Source organism: Aestuariivirga sp. (genome assembly GCF_020252395.1).
Taxonomy (GTDB): domain Bacteria; phylum Pseudomonadota; class Alphaproteobacteria; order Rhizobiales; family Aestuariivirgaceae; genus Aestuariivirga.
Genome location: NZ_JADCDB010000039.1, coordinates 1 through 21,277, shown reverse-complemented (window position 1 = coordinate 21,277; position 21,277 = coordinate 1). Strand labels below are relative to the sequence as shown.

Here is a 21,277-nt window from a genome sequence, read left to right as displayed (position 1 = left end):
TCATGCTGACCCCCAAAAAAGGGCCAGCCTACCGGACAGATCGTGTGCTACTTAAACCGGTCATATCGTGTGCTACCGACAAACGCGGCAAGCGAGGTTGCGCCAGCGGCAGTCCTGTCTTATAGGAACGGTCCATGTCCAACGCGCGGAACATCCCGTTCGCCCCAGCAGCTTCGTCGCTGCGCCTCGCGCTTGGCCGCCTCCTTCTTAGCTGCCCCTGAGGGCCGGCCGGGCATTTGCCTTGGCTCTCGGGGGGCTCAACCACAGAAACCCAGCTAAGCCAGGCATGTCCGAAAGAACCCTCCGATGATGATGTCCCCCCGCGAGAAGTACCGCCCGTTTCCGCAGGTCCAGTTGCCGGACCGGCAGTGGCCCAGCAAGACCATCACCAGCCCGCCGGTCTGGTGCTCGGTGGACCTCCGTGACGGCAACCAGTCCCTCATCGAGCCGATGGGGCTGGACCGCAAGATGCGGATGTTCGATGCGCTCCTCAAGATGGGCTTCAGGGAGATTGAGGTGGGCTTCCCGTCGGCCTCCCAGACCGATTTCGACTTCGTGCGCTATCTGATCGAAGGGAACAAGATCCCCGATGGCGTCACCATTCAGGTCTTGACCCAGTCCCGCGAGGAGCTGATCCGCCGCACCTTCGAGAGTCTGAAAGGTGTGAAGAGCGCCATCGTGCATCTCTACAATTCGACGTCCGAGCTGCAGCGCCGCGTGGTCTTCAAGCTCGACAAGCCCGGCATCGTCGACATCGCGGTGAAGGGCGCCACCTTGATCCGCAAGCTCGAGAGGGAATTCGGCATGGAGGAGGCGATCCGCCATGAGTATTCGCCCGAAAGCTTCACCGGCACCGAACTCGACTTTGCCAGGGACATCTGCGAGGCGGTGATCGGCGCTTACGAGCCGGCGCCGCGGAAGAAGCTGATCCTCAACCTGCCGGCCACGGTGGAGATGTCCACCCCCAATGTGCATGCCGACCAGATCGAGTGGTTCTGCCGCAACATCGGGAAGCGTGACTGCCTGCTGATCTCGCTGCACCCGCACAATGACCGCGGCTGTGCGGTGGCCGCGACCGAGCTCGGCCTGCTGGCGGGTGCGGACCGCGTGGAAGGCACGCTGTTCGGCAATGGCGAGCGCACCGGCAATGTCGACATCGTCACGCTGGCGATGAACATGTACAGCCAGGGCGTGGACCCCGGCCTCGACTGCTCGAACATCAACGAACTCGTGCGCATGGCGGAATACTGCAACCAGCTGCCGGTGCATCCGCGCCATCCTTATGCGGGCGAGTTGGTGTTCACCGCCTTCTCGGGATCCCACCAGGACGCGATCAACAAGGGCTTCAAGGCCATGGCGGCGTCCAATTCGCCGCTGTGGGAGGTGCCCTATCTGCCGATCGACCCGATGGACCTGGGCCGCACTTACGAGGCGGTGATCCGCATCAACTCGCAGTCGGGCAAGGGTGGCATTGCCTATATCCTCGAGAAGGAACACAGCATCGAACTGCCGCGCCGGCTGCAGATCGAGTTCTCAAAGGTGGTGCAGGCCATCGCCGACGGCGAAGGCGTGGAGCTTGCCGCCGACCGGCTGTGGAGCGCTTTCGGGAGCGAGTATCTCGAAGGCAACGGCCGCTACGGCTTCGTCTCCCACGCGGCAACCGCGGACCAGACGGAGCAGGACGTGGTCGCCAAGATCACTGTCGACGGCAACCTCAAGACCATCCTCGGCCACGGCAATGGCCCGGTGGACGGTTTCGTCGATGCCATCCGCAAAGAATCAGGGCTGAACTTCGACGTGGCGGATTACCGCGAGCACGCCATCGGCATGGGCGCCAATGCCGCGGCCATCGCCTATGTGGAACTGAGGCTCCCCGACGGCTTCAGCCTGTTCGGCGTGGGCATCGACAAGAACATCGTCGTGGCCTCGCTCAAGGCGGTTGTTTCGGGTGTGAACAGGGCGTTGAAAAAGAGCTAGACGGGGGACGGCGGGCGATGTACTAAGCGCTCCATCGGCCCCGGTTGTGCGGGGCCGAACGTCCTTAACGGGCGGGCGATTAGCTCAGGTGGTAGAGCAGCTGACTCTTAATCAGCGGGTCGAAGGTTCGAGTCCTTCATCGCCCACCAAGGAAATCAAAGACTTAAGAATCCATCCATAAGAGCATACGCGGAACGCGGGAGAAACTTGGGGGAAACATTTTCTCTCACGCGCATCTCTCAATCCTCCTTGCGGATGTCCAGAGCCATTGCCGGAATGAATGTGCGGCGCGCGGCGACCTGCCCGGCGCCGGGCGAGGGGCCTCACCTTCAGAACCTACACCACGCCCGGGGACACGACCCGCCTGCGGGCCTGGGCGAATGACACGCGTCAAGGCGCATGCCACAACCGGAGAATATCCAATTGCAGCGTTAGATTTATTGCGCCTGACCGGCTCGATATGAGTATAATTGCAAGATGGGAGCCATTACCGTTCATACGCCGGACTCTTTGCTCCAATCCGCTTGCGGCAGTGGACAAGGGGAGCACCCCATCCCGGGCGAGCGGGTCCGTGAAGAACTCCGCAGGATCATCGGCAGCACCGGGTTCACCGCGACCGAACGCTCCCGCCGGTTGCTGGCATTTCTGGTGACGGAAACCCTCGCGGGGCGCGGCGGCCGCATCAAGGCCTACTGCATCGGCACCGGCGTCTTCGGGCGGCCCGAAAGCTTCGATCCGCAGAAGGACCCCATCGTCCGCATCGAGGCGGCCAGGCTTCGCCGCGACCTGGAACATTATTATCTCACGGACGGCGCGGATGACCCCGTCATCATCGATATCCCAAAGGGCGGTTACGTTCCGCGTTTTTTGCCACGGGCTGCGGGCCGCACCGCAGAGGCGCCGAATGCTGCCGTGCCGGGGGCTGCCTGGACATTGGCGCCGTGGGGCGCTGGCGGGCGCCGGGCTCTGGCCGGTCTTTCCCTGCTGCTTCTCGGGCTGCTGGCCTTCGGCGTCTTCACTGCAGCGCAGAGACAAGTTCCTCCGCGTGCCGCGCTGATGACGCCGGGCCTTCTGGTGAAGCCGCTGGCCGACCTCAGCCACAGCGGCGACTCGGCGGTCTTTGCCCAGGGTCTCACCGAGCGGATCATCGAGAGGACCGCGCGCTTCAAGGAACTTGCGGTGATCCCCGGCGGCAGCGGTAATGCCCAGGTGCCAACTTCTGTCGCGCGCTATGAGTTTGGCGGCACGCTGCGCGAGAGTGGCAGTCAGCTGGTGGTCCAGGCCCGGCTCGCCGACCGCATGGATGGCCGCGTGATCTGGGCGGACAGCTTCAATGTGCCGCCGCAGCCACAGCAGCTCTTCGGCGTCGAGCTTCGGGTGGCGGACGAGATCGCAGCGCGCATCGCCGGGCCGAGCGGCATCGTGTTCGAGGCGGAGAGCCGCCAGCTGCGGGATGCGCCGCCGGACAGTATGAATGCCTATCTCTGCACGCTAAGCGCCTATGCCTATCGGGTGACATCGTCGGCGCTGAAGTTCCCCGACGTGCGCGCCTGCCTGGAGCGGGCGGTGGCGGAGCATGCCGATTACGCAACGGCCTGGGCGCTGCTGTCGCTTGTTGACATCGACGAGCACCGCTTTCGTTTTGCGCCGCCACAGGCTGCCGCGCCGGCGCCGCTCGAGCGTGCCTATGACGCGGCACGCCGCGCCACCGAATTGGACCCGGACAATGTCCGGGCCCAGCAGGCCCTGATGATGGTCTTGTTCTTCCGTAAGGATTTCGATGCGGCAATCGATGTGGGCAAGCGAGCCCTTGCCCTCAACCCGAACGACGTCGAACTGAAGGGCGAATATGGCTATCGCCTGGCCCTCGCCGGCAACTGGACGGAGGGCTGCAGTCTGGTCCAGGCGGCGCGGAACAGCAGTGCGCGCCAGGCGGCCTATCTCACCACCGCCCTGTCGCTTTGCCGTTTCTACGCTGGCGACGTGCCAGGCGCCGCCAGCCTCATCATGCAGGCCGATGCCGAGGACAACCCGGCCTATCACATCATGGCGGCGGCGATTCTCGCCGAAGCGGGAAACATGGACGAGGCGGCGCGGCACCGCGAATGGCTTAAGAACAACACGCCCCGGGAGATGGACCAGCTGCTGGTGGACCTCCCGCAGCGGCTGGCCCGCCCGGCTGATCAGGCGAAGTTCATCAATGCCCTGCGCAAGGCCGGCTTCACGGTAAGCTGAAGCGCCACGGGGCGAGCCGCCGCCATCCGCCACGTGACAGCGTGGCGCTCGGGTGCCCTCGCGCGCCGCAAGGCCTGTCATGCCACTGGCGGATGATCGCCGGATGAGGCGCTGCCAACCTCGCTCCGGCGGCGTAGCGACGCGTAACATACATAAGCTTTCTTCTGTCCGGGCGGCGCATCGCTATTGTTGCCATGATCAGGTGAGGAAATTGGCGCCGGGCGCGGGGATATCCGCCGGTACATGCCGATAGATGGAGAGATCGCAAATGAGTGTTTCGATAGACGACTTGCTTCCCAGCGCCAAATCCCTGGCGGAAAAGATCGCGCTGTCACAGGCGGAGGAGGCTCAGCGCCTGCTCAACCAGCAGAAGGAGGCCGAGGCCGAGCGGCAGGCCTTCATCGAACAGCTGAGCAAACCATCGGGTGTTTCCGACGAGGAGGGCATCCGCCGCGCCCTGCGCATGATTCAGCGGGCGACCGACAAGGGCATGACCTCGGTTCAGGTCTATCGCTTCCCGAACGTCCTGTGCACCGACCGCGGCCGCGCGATCAATCAGGGTGAGAAGGGCTGGGAGACCACGCTGACTGGCGTGCCGCTGGAGATCTATCAACTGTGGAACAAGTATTTCCGCGCCAAGGGCTACAAGCTGATGGCCGAGATCGTGGATTTTCCGGATGGCGTCCCCGGCGACGTGGCGCTGAGCCTGTCATGGGTGTGAGCGTCATGGCGTGCCGCCCGTCCGGCGGCAGGCCGCTTGAGTTCTGAGCCATGCAAACCCCGCCGCCAGAGCGCAGATTGAGCCGCGTGTTGCCGCCGCTGCAATGGCTTCCGGGCTACCGCTTTTCCAGCCTGCCGGCCGATGTGGTGGCCGGGATAACGCTCGCGGCCTATGCCATTCCGGTGTCGCTTGCCTATGCCGGGCTCGCCGGGCTGCCGCCGCAGCTCGGCGTTTATGGCTATCTTCTTGGCGGCATTGGCTATGCGCTCTTCGGGTCATCGCGCCAGCTGGCGGTGGGGCCCACCTCGGCCATTTCGCTCATGGTTGCCAGTTCGGTGTCGCTGATGGCCGCGGGCGACAGTTCACGCTATCTGCAGATCGCCAGCCTCGCCGCAATGGCGGTGGCGCTGCTGGCGCTGCTGGCCTGGGCTTTCCGTCTCAGCGTGCTGGTGAAGCTGATTAGCGACAGCATTCTGGTGGGCTTCAAGGCCGGGGCCGGACTGACCATCGCCATGACGCAGCTGCCAAGTCTGCTGGGCGTGCCTGGCGGCGGACACGGCTTTCTCGATCGCGTCTGGCTCTTGCTGGGCCAGCTCAGCGATACGAACCTGCTGGTGCTGGCGGTGGGCGGGCTCGCGGTCTGCGCACTGGTTGCCGGAGGGAGGTTCCTGCCCGGGCGCCCCGTGGCGCTGGCCGTGGTGTGTGCCGCGATCATTCTCGCGACGCTGCTTGGCCTGCCCGGCCGGGGCGTGCCGGTCACCGGCTTCATTCCGCCCGGCCTTCCCACCTTTGCGTGGCCCGGCCTCCGCCTCCGCGATGTCGAGGGCATCCTGCCGCTGGCAGGCGGTGTGCTGCTGCTGGCCTATATCGAAGGCGTGTCGGCGGCCCGCAGCTTCGCCGTGAGGCACGGCTATGAGATCGATCCCCGGCAGGAATTTCTCGGCATCGGCGCGGCTAATCTCGCCGCCGCCCTCGGGCAGGGCTATCCGGTGGCCGGCGGCCTGTCGCAGTCCGCCGTGAACGACAGAGCGGGCGCGCGCAGCCCGCTCGCGCTGCTGTTCGCCTCGCTGACGCTGGCGCTGTGCCTCATGTTCCTCACCGGGCTCTTGCAGAACCTGCCCAAGGCGGTGCTGGCGGCCGTGGTGCTCACCGCGGTCGCGGGCCTGATCGACATTCCCGCCCTGTGGCGCATGAGCCGGATCAGCAGGATCGACTTCCTCGCCGCCCTCGTGGCGCTGGTCGCCGTGCTGCTGCTTGGCATCCTCAATGGCGTGCTGGCGGCGGCGCTTGCTTCCGCCGTCATGCTGCTGGTCCGCGCCTCGCGTCCGCATGTCGCCTTCCTCGGCCGAATTCCGGGCTCGCGCGAATACTCCGACCTGGCGCGCCACCCCGAGAACGTGCAGGTGCCCGGGGTTCTCATCTTCCGGCCCGAAGCGAACCTCATCTATGTCAATGCCGATGCCGTTCTCGAGACGGTCCTCGCGCGCGTGGCGCTGCCGGCCCCGGCCGGCCTCCGGCTGGCCGTTTGCGATCTCTCCGCCTCGCCCTTCATCGACCTCGCAGGCGCCGCCATGCTGCACCGGCTGGCCGCCGCTCTCGCTGAGCGGAACATCCGGCTCCGCATCGTCGACGCCCGCGCCCAGGTGCGCGAACTGTTGCGCGCCGACGGGCTCGCGGACAAGGTGGGAGGCATCGCGCGGGGCGAGGACGCCGCCTCCGTCATCGAAGCCGAGGCGGCGCGCGGGCCGGAACCCGCATCTTCCGCAAACCCGATTTGACGCAACATCAACGGTAAGGATCTCGCATGGGCAAGAAACACAAGAAGGACGGCAAGCGCAAGGAGAACGCAACCGTCAAGACCGCAGCGGCGCCGGCAGCCGCCATCGACGAATCCGCGGTGGCGAACGGTCAGGGCGAGCGCATGAAGCGCATCGATTATGAGCGCGAGCTGGAGAAGCTGCAGGTCGAGCTCTGCTATCTTCAGGATTGGCTGAAGGCGACGGGCCACCGCTGCATCGTGGTCTTCGAAGGGCGCGATGCGGCGGGCAAGGGCGGCGCCATCAAGGCCATCACGGCGCGGGTGAGCCCGCGAGTGTTCCGCGTCGTGGCGCTGCCCGCCCCCTCCGACCGCGAGAAGAGCCAGATGCTGATTCAGCGCTATTTCGAGCATTTCCCGGCAGCCGGCGAGATAGTGATCTTCGACCGCAGCTGGTACAACCGCGCGGGTGTCGACTCCGTCATGGGCTTTGCCAAGGACAAGCAGGTGGAGCGCTTCCTCAAGCTCGCGCCGCGCATCGAGAACTATATCATCGATGGCGGCATCCAGCTTATCAAGTTCTGGCTGGAGGTCGGCATGGAGGAGCAGGAGAAGCGTTTCCACGCCCGCATCGAAGACCCGCTGCGGCAGTGGAAGCTGAGCCCGATGGACCTCGAATCTTACAGCCGCTGGTACGACTACTCCCGCGCCCGCGACCGCATGCTGGCGGCAACCGATACCGGGCAGTCGCCGTGGCATGTCGTGCGCACGGATGACAAGCGGCGCGGCCGGCTGAATCTCATCGCCCAGCTCCTGAAGCTCATCCCCTATGAGCAGTTGAAGCACGGCAAGGTGAAGCTGCCGGAGCGCTCGAAGAAGAATGCCTATGACGATATCGGGAGCCTGAAGGGCCGGCGTTTTGTGCCGGAGGTCTTTTGAAAAAGGGGCGTCAGTGCGCTGGCGGCAGAATGAACAGCGTGGCGCCGAATGCCGCGTAGATCATCAGCATCAGCAGCCCGGTGAACCAGGCCGCATGCCCCGATGCCGTCGCCAGTGTGGCGGCGAGGGCGGCGATGAAGATCATGACAATGGCGCCGGGCCAGAACTGCAGCGACATGGGTTCGGGGCCCAGCGCATAGCTGAGCAGCACCAGGACCGGCGCCACGAACAGCGCGATCCGGGTCGAACTGCCGAAGGAAATGGCGAGGCTGAGGTCGAGCCGGTTGTCGCGCGCCGCGCCGAAGGCCGCCGTCATGTCCGCGGTGGCGCCGGCGATGGCCACCACGATGAAACCGGCGAAGGCGGGGGTCAGGCCGAGGCTGGCGCTCGCCCCGGCGAGCGAGCCCACGAAGATTTCGCTGACGAGAGCCAACGCGACAGTCGTGCCGAGCAGCACGATCACGCCGGCCGGGACCGGCCAGATATGTTCCCCGGTCTCGCCCCCGGAGCATGCCGCGAATTCCTTGGCGTGGGTTCCCAGCGTGAAGACGAGGCTGAAGCCATAGCTGACGAGCAGGATGATGGCGATGGTCAGGCTCAGCGATTGCGGCAGGGCCTGTGAGTCCATGCCGGCCAGCGCCGATGGCGCCATAAGGGCGAAGGCGGCGGGGAAGAGCAAGCCCATCTGCAGCCGCGTGCTGGCGTTGTTGAACGACAGCACCTGGTGTTTGACCCCGCCCAGAAGGAAGGCCGCGCCCGTCATGAACAGCGTGTTGGCGACGATGGCGCCAGCCAGCGATGCCTTTACCAGCAGATATTCCCCGGCCCGCAGCGCGGCGAGCCCGATAATCAGCCCGGTGAGGTTGCCAAGGGTCGCGTTCAGCAGGCCGCCGATGGCATGGCCGGTGCGCGCCGCCACCTGTCCGGTCGCGAGGCTGAGGAGGGCGGCGAGCGGGACGATCGCCAGAACCGAAAGAATGAAGAGCAGGCTCGAGGCCTCCGGCATGATGGGCGCCAGGACCAGCAGAACCGGCACCACGGCCAAGAGCCACAGGACCTTGCGCTCCATGATGGCGCTGACCACCGCGTGCATCGCATCCACTTTCGTTGTCGATACCCGCATGACCGGCCTCAGCCACCACCGGTCCCGAAGAAGGGAAGGGAGAGCATGCCCTTCGCCACGAAGGCATTGGCGAGATCGACGAAGAACGAACCTGCCAGGGTGATCAGCAGGAAGGCCTTTGGCGAGGGGCCATAGCGGTGGCCCACCTCGTCCATCGTGGCCATGGCGACCGGCATGGAGGACAGGCCGAAACCGAGGAAGCCGCCCGAGGTGACCGCTGCGTCATAGTCGCTGCCGAGCAGCCGGAACAGCACGAGATAGGCGATCGCCACCGTGACGATGACCTGAACGATGACGTTGAGCGCCAGCGGCACGATAATGGCCGCGACCGAGATCAGCGGCGTCGACATCAAGGCCATGACGAGAAACAGTTGCAGCGCCAGCGCGCCGCCCCGCTCGATGGGCGCGAAGTCGAGCTTGTACTTGAAGGCGTCGGCGATGTTGGTCACCGCCACGCCGGCGATCATGGCCGAGAGGAAGCCGGGCAGCACGATGCCGGCGCCGCGCGCAATGCCGTTGAGCTTCTCGCCCAGCAGGACGCAGAGCGCCAATACGAAGACGGTAGAGAGAAGCGCCTCGATCTGCGTGTCGCCGGGCTTCGCCTCTTCCTTCGGAGGAGGCGCAATGAAGGTAAGGTCTGTCGGCGCGCCCTCGGTGCTATGGAGCTTGTGGCGCCTGACGATCCAGCCCGTTACCGGCCCCGCTACCAGGGCCCCGGAAATCACCGCGAGTGTCGACGCGCCCACGGCGACCACCTGGGCATGGGCCAGCCCCTGTGACTCCAGTTCCCTGGCCCAGGCCATGGCCGTGCCGGGCCCGCCGACGAAGGACAGCGAACCCGCCAGCACGCCATAGGCCGGGTGGGCGCCCCACAGGCTCGCCAGCACCGCGCCCGACAGGTTTTGTGCGACAAGCGCCACAACGGTGACGGCGCAGAGTATCACCAGCGGAATGCCGCCCTTCTTAAGGGCGGACAGCTTGGCCGAGAGGCCGATGGAGGTGAAGAAGATCAGCAGCAGAGCATCCTTGGTGCGCGCGCCGAAGACCACGTCGAAATGCAGGAACACCTGCAGCAGCAGCACGGCGACCGCCACCGCCATGGCGCCAACCACGGCATTGGGCATGTCGATGCGGCTCAGGAAGGGAACAGACCGCCTGATCCAGCGTCCGGCGAAGAGGGCGATGATGCCGATCAGGAGGGTGGACAGTTCATCGAGTTCGAAGCGTTGCATGGCGTCCATCGCGGCTGCTGACAGTCACTGGTCAACCGGCCCGGCAGGCGGGGGAGGGCCCGCCGGGCCGCGGGGGCGGCGCGGGGCCTACTGGCCCAGCACCATGGCGAAGTAACCGAACACCGTGAGCAGCACGCCGGACACGGCATAGGCGACGGGGAAGCCGATCCACGGCACGTTGCTTTTGATCTCCACCGCCGCCTCGCGGCAGGGGCCGGAGTGGCTGCGGGCGCCGGCAACGCCACCCATCAGCACCGCCGGGTTCATCTTGAACACATAGAGGCCGAGCATCCACACAATGAACGGCGGGATCGAGCAGGCGATGAAGCCGATCACGAAGATCTTCACCGCCAGCGCGCCGGTGAGCTGAGTGAGCAGCGCATTGCCGGAGTTGATGCCGACGATCGCCACGAAGACGACGAGGCCCAGGTCCTCGAGGATGTTGCGCGCCGCATTCGGCGTGTTGCCGAAGAAGCGCAGCCGCGACACCAGCGAGGATACGATGACACCCGACACCAGCAGGCCGCCCGCATTGCCGAGGCCCACCGAAGCGCCGAATGCCGGGAACTGGATGGCGCCGATCAGGAAGCCGAGGATCATGCCCATCGAAAGCGTCAGAAGATCGGTTGCCGCACTCGGGCGCACCACGCGGCCGAACATGTTGCCGATGCCGTTCACCGCGTCCTTGAGGCCAACGACGGTGAGGATGTCCATGCGCTGCAGCTTGGTGTTGGTGCCGATCGGAACCGGCACGCCGCCGCGCTCCAGCCTGGTGACCTGGACCTGGTCCGCGCCCGGCAGGGCACGCAGCTCGGCCTGCGACAGCTTCAGCATGTCCTTGTTGACGACCAGAATTTCGGCCGTGTCGAGCGGCACGTCGAGGGCGAGTCGGTCGGACACTTCCGGTCCGATCAGGCCCATCTTTTCCGTCATCTTCTCGCGCCGGCCACCCAGCGCGATGATGTCATCGAGGGCAAGGCGCAGGTCCGGCTTCGCCTCCAGACGCTCGCCGTTCCGCACCACGTTGACCACCTTGTACTCCGGGTGGCTGCGCAGCAGATCGGAGACCGGTTTGCCAACCCATTCGCTGTTCTCAAGCCGGTAGGCCCGGAGTGCTGCCGCGGTCCAGCCGGAGAGGGTGGGCACGTCGCCGCTCGTCACGCCATATTCGGTCTCGTATTCCTTGGCGGCCTTTGCGGCGTCCAGGCCCCACCATTTCGGCAGGTACTTGGTGATCAGGATGATGCCTACCGTGCCCCAGATATAGGTGATGCCATAGGACAGCGCGATCATCGAGCTGACCTGCTCCTTCGTTGTGCCATCGGGCAGGGTGACGACACCGGCATTCACCGCCTCCTCGGCGGAGCCGATGGCCGCCGACATGGTTTGCGAGCCCGCGAGGATGCCGCCGGCGGTGCCGGGGGGCAATTCCAGGAAGCGCACGCCCAGCACCACGAGAGCAAGGCCGATGACGCAGCTGACGATGGCGAGGAGGCTGAACTTCAGCCCGTCGCCGCCGAGGCTGTTGACGAAGGACGGACCCACGCGCAGCCCCACCCCATACATGAAGAGGTAGTAGAACATCGACTTGGTGAAGTTGTTCAGCTCCAGCTTCACGCCATAGGCCGAGCCCCACACCGCAAGGCCGCAGCCGACGACGATCGCCGCCGCCACCATGCCCAAGCCGTAGCCGCCCACCGTGACGCGGCCCAGCCACACGGCGAGGCCCACGGTGAGGAACAGCAGGATGAAGGGGTTCGCCCCCAGAAACTCGAAGAAAGCAGCCATGATCAGTCTCCCCTTCGCTCAGGCCTGGGCCGTCTTGCCGCCGCGCGGGCCCGGGAGCGCGTCCGGCTTGATAAGCTTCAGGCCCCGCGCGGCCTCGTAACCGTGGATCTCCTTCACATCGAGCTTGCGCATGAAGTCGATGGTCTCCTTCGTCAGCACCTGGCCGGGCACCATGATCGGGAAGCCCGGCGGGTAGGGGATGACGAAGTTGGCGGAGACGAGGTCGGGCCCGCCTGCAAGGCGCTTGTCGGTCTCCGGGCCGTTGAGCGGCACGTATTCGCAGGCGCTTTCGTCATAAGCCATGAAGAAGGCGGTGCGCATGTCGCCCTCGGGCGTCAGCTTTCCGGCATCCTTGCGGAAGGCGTCGTGGAAGTGGCTGAAGTTCGGCAGGTCCGGCACGTCGTGCATCAGCGACTTGGTGCGCGCCGCAAAGGCCTTGCGGGCGCCTTCGCCGCCGTTGCGCAGGCCTTCCTCTATTTCGCCGCAGATTTCCAGCAGCACGCGCAGCAGGTGCGCCACGTCGCTGCGCGTGTTGTTGATGTTGGACTGCAGCAGCACCGAATTGCGCGAGGTCTTGTTGACCTGGATGTCGAAGCGGCTGGCGAGCAGGCCCTTGAACTGGGTGCCGTCGAAGCCGGCATCGCCGCAGACCAGCGTCATGCGCGTGGGGTCGAGGTAGAACTCGTCCTCGCGCATCGCCTTCACCACGTCGCCCCAGTTCACGCCCTCGGCGAGGTAATCCTTGAAGCCGGACTGCCGGAACTCCGCCGGGATCAGCGCATCGGCCCCGAGGATGCGGAAATACTTCGAGATGACCGGGTGGCTGTTCACCGCCTGCCGGATGCGCAGCGCGATGGAGATGGCGTTCATCACGAGGCCATAGCCTTCCAGTTCCATCTGCCGCCGCGCCACGTCCAGGCTGGCGATCAGCTGCTGGTTGGGGCTGGTGGACGCATGGGTGAAGACCGCCTCGTGGAATTGGCTCTCGACCTTGCGATAGTCGACATCCTTCACCAGCACCATCGAGCCCTGGCGGATCGCCGACATGGACTTATGGGTGGAGTTGGTCTGGTAAACGCGCAGCCGCACCTTGCGCGGGTCGGGGATCAACCGCGTCTCCATGAGTTTCTGTCGGCTGGGCTTCGCGCCAAGTTCCTTCTGCTGCGCCTCGTAGGCCTCGACGGAGGTTGGCTCCGCGAGCCACTCCTCGATGGCCGCCGCCGCGCCCATCGCCGTGCGCGGCCTGAGGAAGGGCGACCAATGCGCGAAGCCGGACCACGCCTCGTCCCACAGGAAGATGAGGTCGGGCTTGATCGCCAGGCATTCCTCCATCACCCGCCGGGTGTTGTACATGTGGCCGTCGAAGGTGCAGTTGGTGAGGTCGAGAAGGCGCAGCCGGCCGAGGCGGCCTTCCTCCTTCAGCTTGAGCAGCGCGTCCTTGATGGCCTTCAGCGGCACCGCGCCATACATCGAATATTGGGTGAGCGGATAGGCCTCGGCGTAAATCGGCTGGCCGCCAGTGAGGACGAGGCCGTAATGGTGCGATTTGTGACAGTTGCGGTCGACGATCACGATGTCGCCGGGTGCGACCAGCGCCTGCACCACCATCTTGTTGCTGGTCGAGGTGCCGTTGGTGACGAAGAACACATGGTCGGCGCCGAAGGCCCGCGCCGCCATGTCCTGCGCTTTCTTGATGTTTCCGGTGGGCTCCAGCAGGCTGTCGAGCCCGCCCGTGGTGGCGCTGCTCTCGGCGAGGAACAGGTTGATGCCATAGAACTCGCCCATGTCCCGTATCCAGTTCGACCGGAAAACCGACTTTCCGCGCGCGATGGGCAAGGCGTGAAATGTGCCGATGGGGCGTTGGGCATAACGCTTCAGATTGTCGAAGAACGGCGTTTCGTAGCGCGCCGCCACGCCCTCCAGAATGGCAAGGTGCAGCTCCAGCACCTCCTCCACGGCATAGAAGATGCGCCGCACGCAGGACGACCGCGGCGAGGCGGCGAGCGTTTCGATGTCCCGGTCGGAGGTGACATAGAGGTCCAGCTCCGGCCGGATCTTCTTAATGAGCGCGGCGAGCGTCAGGGCGGACGAGCTCGGCTCCATTTTGCCCAGCGCGCTGTCCAGAATGGTGCGCAGGATGGGTGCGTCATGCTCGGAGCGGAGTGCGAAGCCCTCCGCCGCGATCACCGCCTGGATGGAGGCGTTGACGAGCACCGCGCACAGCGCGTCCTCGAAGCTGCCCACGATGACGGGTTCATAGACGAACTGGTCCTCGGGCCGGCGCAGCCGGCGGAACTCGGCCGCCATGGCAGCCCAGCGCGAGGCGGGCTGGGGCGTCACGAGCAAGACCTCGAAATAGGGGCGGTGCGCGTCCCGGCCCGACAGCACGCTCGGCAACACCTCCGGCAAGCCGTCGTCGCCGTCCGTCGCGGCGCCGCCATCTGTCTGCTGCGCGAAGGCCCCGGTCAGGATGGCATCCGAGATGCGCCGCACCATGGACACCACGGCATCGGCCTCGCCCTCGGCGATCCGCTCCCGCAGGCGGCTCATCAGCCGGACGCCCGGATAGGCGTGCAACTCCTCGATCAGCGCGACATCTGAAAGCTCCGCCACTACCGTGGCCCGATCGCCCTGTCCCGCGGCCCAGTTCTGGGCGGCCGTCAGCACTTCCCGCCACTGATCGGAACGGGCGGAGTGCAACATCAGAAAGCGGTCGATTTGGTTCTTGTCTGCCATGGCTGCCATGAAGTTTTCTCCTGTCGGCGATGCGGCCCGGCGATCCGACCGGGTCTTCGCGGCGAACGGCCCATATCGCTCACGCCGCGCCTGCACACCCGGCAGCATACACCGCCGCACCGCCGGGAGCTATCGGGCGTGACCTTCAAGAGGCGTAACTACGCGTATATTACAGTAACTGCATCAATGGCATGCGTCCGGACGGTTGACGCCGCAGCGGCTTCGGCACAGGGTCTGTGCATCTCTTTCCGCCGCCAGGGCAGTGCCGCCCTTGAGACAGAGCGCGCGGTGAGTGATCCCAAGCGAAAGGGGCCGCCCTTCATGTCCGCATCCACAACGATACCGGTTAATCCGCTCGCCCCGCACGTCCTGCCGTGGTTCCTCACGGCGCCGGGCGACACGGACGTGCTCTACGTGATCACCACCCTGCTGGTCATGCTGATCGTCGTGCTGCTTGGCGTCGGCTTCTTTTGGCTGCATTCGCTGCCGGAGCGCATGGGGCACCGCAAGCTGCAGTTCGAGGTCGTTGCGGTTCTCGGCCTCGTCTCCCTGTTCACGCACATGCACATCTTCTGGATCATCGGCCTCGTCCTCGCCATGATCGATCTCCCGGATTTCATCGGACCGCAGCGGCGCATCGCCCGCGCGGTGGAAAAGATCGCCGGCATCCCCGGCGAGGCCGGTCAGTCCGAAACCCCGGCCGCCGCCGCCCTTGACCGGGGCGTGCCTGCCACCACTCCCCCGGAGCATGGCTGATGCTTGAAATCACGCTTTGCTCGCTCCTCACCATCCTGCCGGATTATCTCGTCCGCCGCTTCGTCCAGGGCAGGAAGATCACTTTTTTCTCGGTGTGGTACGAGCTGCGCTGGGGAATCACCGGCTGCCTGATCCTCACCACGCTTCTGATCACCACGGTGTTCTTCTTTCATCCGGCCACCACCAGCGCCACATCGGTGTTCCGCACCATTCCGGTGCTGACGGAGTCGGTGGGCCGCGTCACGGAGATTTTCGTGAAGCCGCGCGAGCGCGTGACGATGGGGCAGATCCTCTTCAAGCTCGACAGCACGGAACAGCAGGCAGCCCTCGAACTGGCCAGGCGGCGCAGCGCGGAAATCGACGCGCGGATCGTCATGGCGCGGGCCGACATCGAGGTTGCGATCGGCCAGGTGCAGCTTGCGGAAAATGCCCTGAAGCAGATTTCCGACGAGCTGAGGGTGAAGCAGGAGCTGTTCGACCGCAATTCCGGCACCGTGTCGCCGCGCGAACTCGAACGGCTGCAAACCGCATTGACGGGCGCCGAGGGTACGCTGGCCTCCGCCCGGGCCACGCAGAGCGCGGCCGAGATCCGGGTCGGCACCCTGCTGCCCGCGGAAAAGGCCAGTGCCCGGGCCGCGCTGAAGCAGGCCGAGGTGGAACTGGCGAAGAAGACCATCTATGCCGGGGTCGACGGCCAGCTGGAGCAGTTCGTCCTGCAGGCCGGCGACATCGTGAATCCCGTTCTGCGCCCGGCCGGCATCCTGATACCCGCGGGCGAAGGCCCGCGCCGCATCCAGGCGGGGTTCAACCAGATCGAAGCCGGCGTCCTGAAGCCGGGAATGGCGGCCGAGGCCACCTGTGTGGCGAAACCCCTGCAGATCATTCCGCTCGTCGTGACGGGGGTTCAGGGCTACATCGCATCGGGCCAGTTGCGGGCTGGCGAACAGCTTGTCGATGTGGCGGAAATCGCCCAGCCCGGCACAATTCTGGCCACCCTGGAGCCAATCTACGAGGGCGGACTTGACGGCATGACGCCGGGCAGCAACTGCATCGTCAACGCCTACACGAGTTTTCACGCCGAGCTGCAGAATCCGGACCTCGGAATGCTGCAACGCTTCGGCATGCATGCCGTTGACGCCATTGCGCTGGTTCACGCCATGATCCTGCGCGCACAGGCACTGTTCATCCCGGTCCGGACGCTTGTCCTCAAGGGGCACTGACTCACCTCGGTTGCGGCGGCGGGGTCGCTTGCCAGCGTCGCGCCTGGCGCCAGGGGCGTAAGCAGCAGGCGCTCCGCTGAACGTGCGGGGTCCGCTGTCCGGAAGCAAGGTTTCGTGCCGCAACAACAGGTCAAGCGTCCCGCAACCGAAACAGTCCGTCGCGACGATCCGCCGGTCAGGGAGGCCCGGCGGAAAGCCGGTCCACCAGTTCCCGGGCAGCGGGGATCTGGCCGGCATAGTAATCAGCCCAGGGAATGTGCCCGCTACGGCGCAGCGTCGCTTCGGCCAGCGTCAATTGTTCCAGCGCCTGCCGCGCCTGCGCCGGGTCTTCGGTGCGTTCGGCGAGGGTCAGCAGAGCCATCCCTTCATTCCCCAGCACCCCGGCCCATTGCAGCGGCTCCCGGTCATGCGTCCATTCCGAAAGCGCGGCGCGATAGGCCTCCACCGCCTGTTCCAGCCGCGCAGTTCTGGCCTCGCGCTGCCCGCGGATCGCAAGAGCAGTGCCAAGGTTGTACTGCGTCCCGGCCCGCTGCAGGGGCACCGGTCTTGCCTGCGTTCCGTCAGCGCTGCGCGATAGGCCGCAACGGTCTGGCCACCGCTCAGGGTTGCCTGCCCGACATGAGGTCGGCGACGAGTGTCTGGGCAAAGAGGATGGTCACCGCATGCAGATTCGCCCGACGAATGTCCCCACCGCTGCGTAGGGTAGACTCGACTAGCTTCAGTTGGTCAAGCGATTGGCGCGCGTTCGCTGATTCCCCGGCACGTAAGGCGAGGGCGAGCCGGGCGCGAGCTTCATTCCCAAGTGTATCGGCCCGGTTCAGCGGCTCCCGGTCTTGCGTGAGCACCGTCAGGGCGGCTCGATAGGCGCCGACGGCTTCTTTAAGCCGCGTCATATCGGTCCCGCTGGACAGAGTCATAAGGGCATTCCCGAGGCCATTCTGGGTCATGGCCCAGTTAAGCGGCACCGCGTCTTGTTTCAATTCCGTCAGCGCTGCGCGATAGGCGGTAACGGCCTCTTCCAGCAGCTTATTCTTATCATTCTGAGTCACGTGTGACGCGAGGGTGTGTAGAGCAACACCGAGGTCGTTGAGGACCGCGCCGCGATCATCCATCGCATCTGTCCTTGCCAAGGTGATGACGGAAAGGTTGATGGCGATATGAAGGCCGTTGATATTCCAAGGTTCGATCTCGTCAGACTCGTCGAACTTGAGTTGCGCGTCGAGGCCACGATCATACCATTCGCGCCGCAGCGCCCGGAGCGTTGCGATGTCGGCAGCACCCCCCGCCTCCAGATCGGCCCTCTGCACCAGACGGCGGGCGGCGGATTCCGGGTCACGGCGCAGGATGTCCTGCTTAAGCCCTGCGTCGAGCAGGCGGAGGCGGCGGGCGGTGGATTCGGCCTGTTCTTGTTCGAGGGCCGCGTCGATTTCATCGGCGGCGCTGTCATACTGCCCTTTGGCCGACAGGGCGGCGACCCGCCGCAGCACCTCATCCACGAAATTGCCAAGGTTCGATCTCTGCCGCCCTTCGGCCTGTACCCGGATGGCGATCTCGACAGCGTTTTCCAGTTCGCGGAAGGCGGTGGCAGGATCAGCCACATCGGCGGCAATGCGCCGCGCAAGGTCGATCAGCGCGTCATCGGTGATGCCGCTGGCACGGGCGGCGGTGGCCCGTGTCAAATGGGCAACCATCTCGGTCAGGTGGCGAAGCTGTTCTGCGGTTTCCTGCGTGGTGGCATCGATCCGCCCTGTGGTATCCTCGATCCGCCCGATCCCGTCCAGCACCCCGCGCCACAGCTCGGGGGCGATGGTGTCGATATAGCCGGGTTCGGCCAGCAGGGCCGCATAGGCGCGGCGGGTGACGTCGCGCAGGAACAGCCGGGCATGGTGCGCCTCGGTATTGCGCGGGTTCCTGTCGGCATAGACCTGCGGCAGGGCGACTTCGGCCTGCGCCAGCACCAGGTCCGCCACGGCGTCCGCGTCCAGCCTGGCAGCCACCACACTTGCAGCGGGAATGGTGCAGCGCGGGATCACCTCTTCGAAGCTCTTGACGACAGAAGCGCGCAGCCCGTCATCGGCGAAGGAGGCGGTTTGCCCCCAAGCCTGCCATTCCTGCCTTATGGTCTGCGTGAGCTTGTCCAGCACCGCATCGGCATTGCGGCGGCGTTGGCCGGTCAGCCGCAGCCACAGGCCCGCCGCGCCGGTGCCGACCTCGGTCAGGCCCGGAAGCAACCCCGTGCCCGCCGCCGCCGCGCCCGCCACCGACACCCCGATCAGAATGCCGGCCAGCTTTTCCAGGCAGGCTTCATCCATGCGCACCCCTCGGCCACGCGTTGCCGGTTCAGGATGCACAGACGCCGCGCAAATTGCAAGGAGGGTGGTCATCAATCATGCCGTCGCACCCTGCGCCCAATTGCTGCTAAACCCATTACACCCGCAAGCCATCAAGACCGCATAACCCGGCTGCCGGCCCACGGTGGCCCGCCCCGGCTACACCCGATGCAGATGCAGATCGAAATCCGGCGCCAAGGTCTTCCCCGCTGTTGGATACAACATGCGCGGCACGATGGCGCCGCTTCCTCATCGGGCGTTGAAGGTTGCGGTCACGGCGCGGGCTTCCGACATGGTGACGGCACAGGTCCTCCGGCCGGTGCACGCGCCGGACCAGCCCCTGAAGAGGCTGCCCTTCGCCGCCTTGGCGGCGAGGGTGACAACGGCGCCGGGGTCGTAGCCCAGCGTGCAGTTGCCGCTGCAGCTGCTGGCGCCATCGGCGGATGGCGTGAAGGAGACCGTGCCGCTGCCCGTTCCAGCCTTGACGTAGTTCAGCACATGGCCGGGAACGAAGGTGGCGGTGAGTGCGGTCCCCGCCGCCGGGGCGGAGAAGCTGCAGGCGCCACTGCCCGTGCAGCTGCCTGACCAGCCTCCGAGGCGCCAACCTGGCGCGGGGTTCGCCGTCACTGTCACCTGCGTGTCGACGCCCGCCTTCACGGTGCAATCGGCGCTGCAATCATAATCGCCCGTGGTGGTGGCCATATGGACCGATCCGTCGCCCGCTCCCGCACGGCTGTAGCTGACAACGCTCACCGGGCCATCGAACAGCGCCTGCGCGGACGCGGCGCCATTCGGCATGGCGAAGCTGCAGGGACCGGCACCGGCGGCCGCGCAGCTGCTGCCGCCCCAGCCCGTCAGGGTTGAGAGCGGGGCGGGGTGCGCCAGCAGCGTGACCTGCGTTCCGGGATAGACCTGCACGCTGCATGCGGGCTGGGCGCAGCTTGTGGTGACGCCATTGGCGGTGATGTCCACCGTGCCCAGCTTGTCGTTCCGGGTGATCTGCAGCGGGCGGAACTGGCCGAGGGCGGCGGCTATGTCGATGCGGGGAATGGTGGCGCCCGCCGGCGAGCGGTCATCGGTCACCGGTTTGCCGCTGCTGCGGAGGGCCTCGAGCACATTGCCGACGCTCGCATGCGGCGCGGCCGATTTCAGAATGGCCCAGGCGCCGGCCACATGCGGGGCCGCCATGGAGGTGCCATGCCGCGCCTCATAGCGGCCGCCGGGAACGGAGGAGGTGATGGCCGAACCGGGCGCCAAAAGAGAAAGGCGCGAGGATACGTTCGAATAGCAGGCCACCTGGTCGGTTGCGGAAGGCTTTCCCCAGCACAGTCCCCAGTTCGAATCCGACACGGAGCCCACGCTCACCGCGGTGGAGATGCAGGCGGGAAATGTGATGGCATTCGTTTTCCCATCGTTGCCGCTGGACAAGATAACGGCAATACCGGCGCTGTTCAGCGTCGCGAACATGGACGTGGTGGCCCGGCTCACCGTGTCGCACGTGCCCGAATAGGCGCCACGGCCGAGGCTGATGTTCAAGGCGGCGATGCGATAGGTGCTGCGCAGGCGGTAGACATAATCCGCGGCCAGCAGAATGTCGCTGTCCCAAGCGATGTATCTGCGGCCGAGACGGCTGAACACCTGGATGGCGATCAGGTCTGCGTCCTTGGCGATGCCGGAGAACGTGACGCCTTTGCTGCTTCCGTTCCGCCCGGCCGCGATCCCGCCCACATGCGTGCCGTGCCCGCAAGCGGATATGCCGTCGCAGGGCAGGGCCGCACCCGGCCCCTTGACAACGGAAGCGCCGCCCGGGCAGCTGCCCCAGGTGAAGCAGGCCTCCGCCACCACCTTGCCCTTCAGGAAGGGATGCTTCCTGTCGACGCCCGTATCGATGATGGCGACGGTCTGTCCCTTGCCGGTATAGCCCAGATCCCAGGCCTCGGGCGCCCGCACCAGAGGGCCGGACTGCGCCAGTTGCGGGGAATTGGCCTGGTCCTCGTCGAGGCTGACGACCTCAGGATCGGACGCCAGCCTCTCCAGCTCGGCCGCCGTCACCTGCATGGCGAGGAAGGGGATGGCGGAATAGCTTTTCACTGAATCGGGGCCGCGGGCGATGGCCGCGGCGAAGCGGCGGCGAAGGCTCTCCCCCGATGAGGCGATGTCGCGGCGCTGGGCCTCCTGCTCGCCGGGGGAAAGCATTCCCTCGGGAGCGAAAGGAACCCTAAGCCCGACGATCACCCGCACCTTGCCCCCGGAGGCCGCTTTGGCGCGCAGCGCCTGCAGCCCGGCGGCCGCACCGGGCGTTGCGTCAAGCGTCGCCTTCAGCCCCGGCGGCGCCAGCAGCACGCGCTCGCCCGCCTCTGCGGAGGCCACGGCGAGAAACAGACCGAACAGCAACGAAAACATCGAACGCATTGCAGCCTCCTCAGGTTGCGTTTCCCGGAGCATCACGCGGACAGGCCGCACG

The 21,277-nt window shown here is 65.9% G+C and carries 14 protein-coding genes and 1 tRNA gene; 8 read left to right on the top strand and 7 right to left on the bottom strand.

The window, feature by feature from the left end:
- Nucleotides 1-306: 306 nt before the first annotated feature.
- The 6 genes from leuA (at nt 307) to ppk2 (ending at nt 7,628) form a co-directional block, all read left to right on the top strand.
- Nucleotides 307-1,977, top strand: a complete 1,671-nt coding sequence (leuA, locus tag IOC82_RS16360) for a 2-isopropylmalate synthase (RefSeq protein ID WP_290547268.1) — start codon at nt 307-309, stop codon at nt 1,975-1,977.
- 73 nt (nt 1,978-2,050) lie between these two features.
- Nucleotides 2,051-2,126: transfer RNA gene (locus tag IOC82_RS16355), tRNA-Lys, on the top strand.
- A gap of 499 nt (nt 2,127-2,625) precedes the next feature.
- A complete protein-coding gene (locus tag IOC82_RS16350) occupies nt 2,626-4,212 on the top strand; it encodes a hypothetical protein (RefSeq protein ID WP_290547267.1) in 1,587 nt (528 codons plus the stop codon).
- Nucleotides 4,213-4,480: 268 nt separating this feature from the next.
- Entirely contained in the window at nt 4,481-4,933 is a 453-nt protein-coding gene (locus IOC82_RS16345) for a hypothetical protein (protein ID WP_290547266.1), read from the top strand.
- Between the two features lie 50 nt (nt 4,934-4,983).
- Complete coding sequence (locus IOC82_RS16340; RefSeq protein WP_290547265.1) at nt 4,984-6,711, top strand: SulP family inorganic anion transporter; 1,728 nt, start codon at nt 4,984-4,986, stop codon at nt 6,709-6,711.
- A 143-nt stretch (nt 6,712-6,854) separates the two neighbouring features.
- On the top strand, nt 6,855-7,628 hold the full coding sequence (gene ppk2 / locus IOC82_RS16335; RefSeq protein WP_290547270.1) for a polyphosphate kinase 2: 774 nt from the start codon (nt 6,855-6,857) through the stop codon (nt 7,626-7,628).
- Between the two features lie 10 nt (nt 7,629-7,638).
- Here the strand turns inward: ppk2 and cax are convergent, their stop codons facing one another.
- The 4 genes from cax to IOC82_RS16315 all read right to left on the bottom strand — a co-directional run bounded on the left by cax (nt 7,639) and on the right by IOC82_RS16315 (nt 14,516).
- Nucleotides 7,639-8,751 (bottom strand): calcium/proton exchanger, encoded by a 1,113-nt coding sequence (cax, locus tag IOC82_RS16330; RefSeq protein WP_366935693.1) that lies wholly within the window; start codon nt 8,749-8,751, stop codon nt 7,639-7,641.
- An 8-nt stretch (nt 8,752-8,759) separates the two neighbouring features.
- Nucleotides 8,760-9,983 (bottom strand): sodium/glutamate symporter, encoded by a 1,224-nt coding sequence (locus IOC82_RS16325; protein WP_290547264.1) that lies wholly within the window; start codon nt 9,981-9,983, stop codon nt 8,760-8,762.
- An 87-nt stretch (nt 9,984-10,070) separates the two neighbouring features.
- The gene (locus IOC82_RS16320; RefSeq protein WP_290547263.1) at nt 10,071-11,771 is read right to left on the bottom strand and encodes a transporter; all 1,701 of its coding nucleotides are present in this window, start codon (nt 11,769-11,771) and stop codon (nt 10,071-10,073) included.
- An 18-nt stretch (nt 11,772-11,789) separates the two neighbouring features.
- Complete coding sequence (locus IOC82_RS16315) at nt 11,790-14,516, bottom strand: decarboxylase (protein WP_290547262.1); 2,727 nt, start codon at nt 14,514-14,516, stop codon at nt 11,790-11,792.
- 312 nt (nt 14,517-14,828) lie between these two features.
- Between IOC82_RS16315 and IOC82_RS16310 the strand changes: the two genes are divergently transcribed.
- Together IOC82_RS16310 and IOC82_RS16305 are read left to right on the top strand one after the other, a co-directional pair.
- The gene (locus IOC82_RS16310) at nt 14,829-15,263 is read left to right on the top strand and encodes a hypothetical protein (RefSeq protein ID WP_290547261.1); all 435 of its coding nucleotides are present in this window, start codon (nt 14,829-14,831) and stop codon (nt 15,261-15,263) included.
- A complete protein-coding gene (locus IOC82_RS16305) occupies nt 15,263-16,483 on the top strand; it encodes an HlyD family secretion protein (protein WP_290547260.1) in 1,221 nt (406 codons plus the stop codon). The genes IOC82_RS16310 and IOC82_RS16305 overlap by 1 nt, the downstream gene beginning before the upstream one ends.
- Before the next feature lie 175 nt (nt 16,484-16,658).
- Here IOC82_RS16305 and IOC82_RS16300 read toward each other — a convergent pair whose 3' ends face one another.
- The 3 genes from IOC82_RS16300 to IOC82_RS16290 all read right to left on the bottom strand — a co-directional run bounded on the left by IOC82_RS16300 (nt 16,659) and on the right by IOC82_RS16290 (nt 21,225).
- On the bottom strand, nt 16,659-17,024 hold the full coding sequence (locus tag IOC82_RS16300) for a hypothetical protein (protein WP_290547259.1): 366 nt from the start codon (nt 17,022-17,024) through the stop codon (nt 16,659-16,661).
- Between the two features lie 58 nt (nt 17,025-17,082).
- The gene (locus IOC82_RS16295) at nt 17,083-18,795 is read right to left on the bottom strand and encodes a hypothetical protein (RefSeq protein WP_290547258.1); all 1,713 of its coding nucleotides are present in this window, start codon (nt 18,793-18,795) and stop codon (nt 17,083-17,085) included.
- 267 nt (nt 18,796-19,062) lie between these two features.
- Complete coding sequence (locus IOC82_RS16290; RefSeq protein WP_290547257.1) at nt 19,063-21,225, bottom strand: S8 family serine peptidase; 2,163 nt, start codon at nt 21,223-21,225, stop codon at nt 19,063-19,065.
- Between the last annotated feature and the right edge of the window lie 52 nt (nt 21,226-21,277).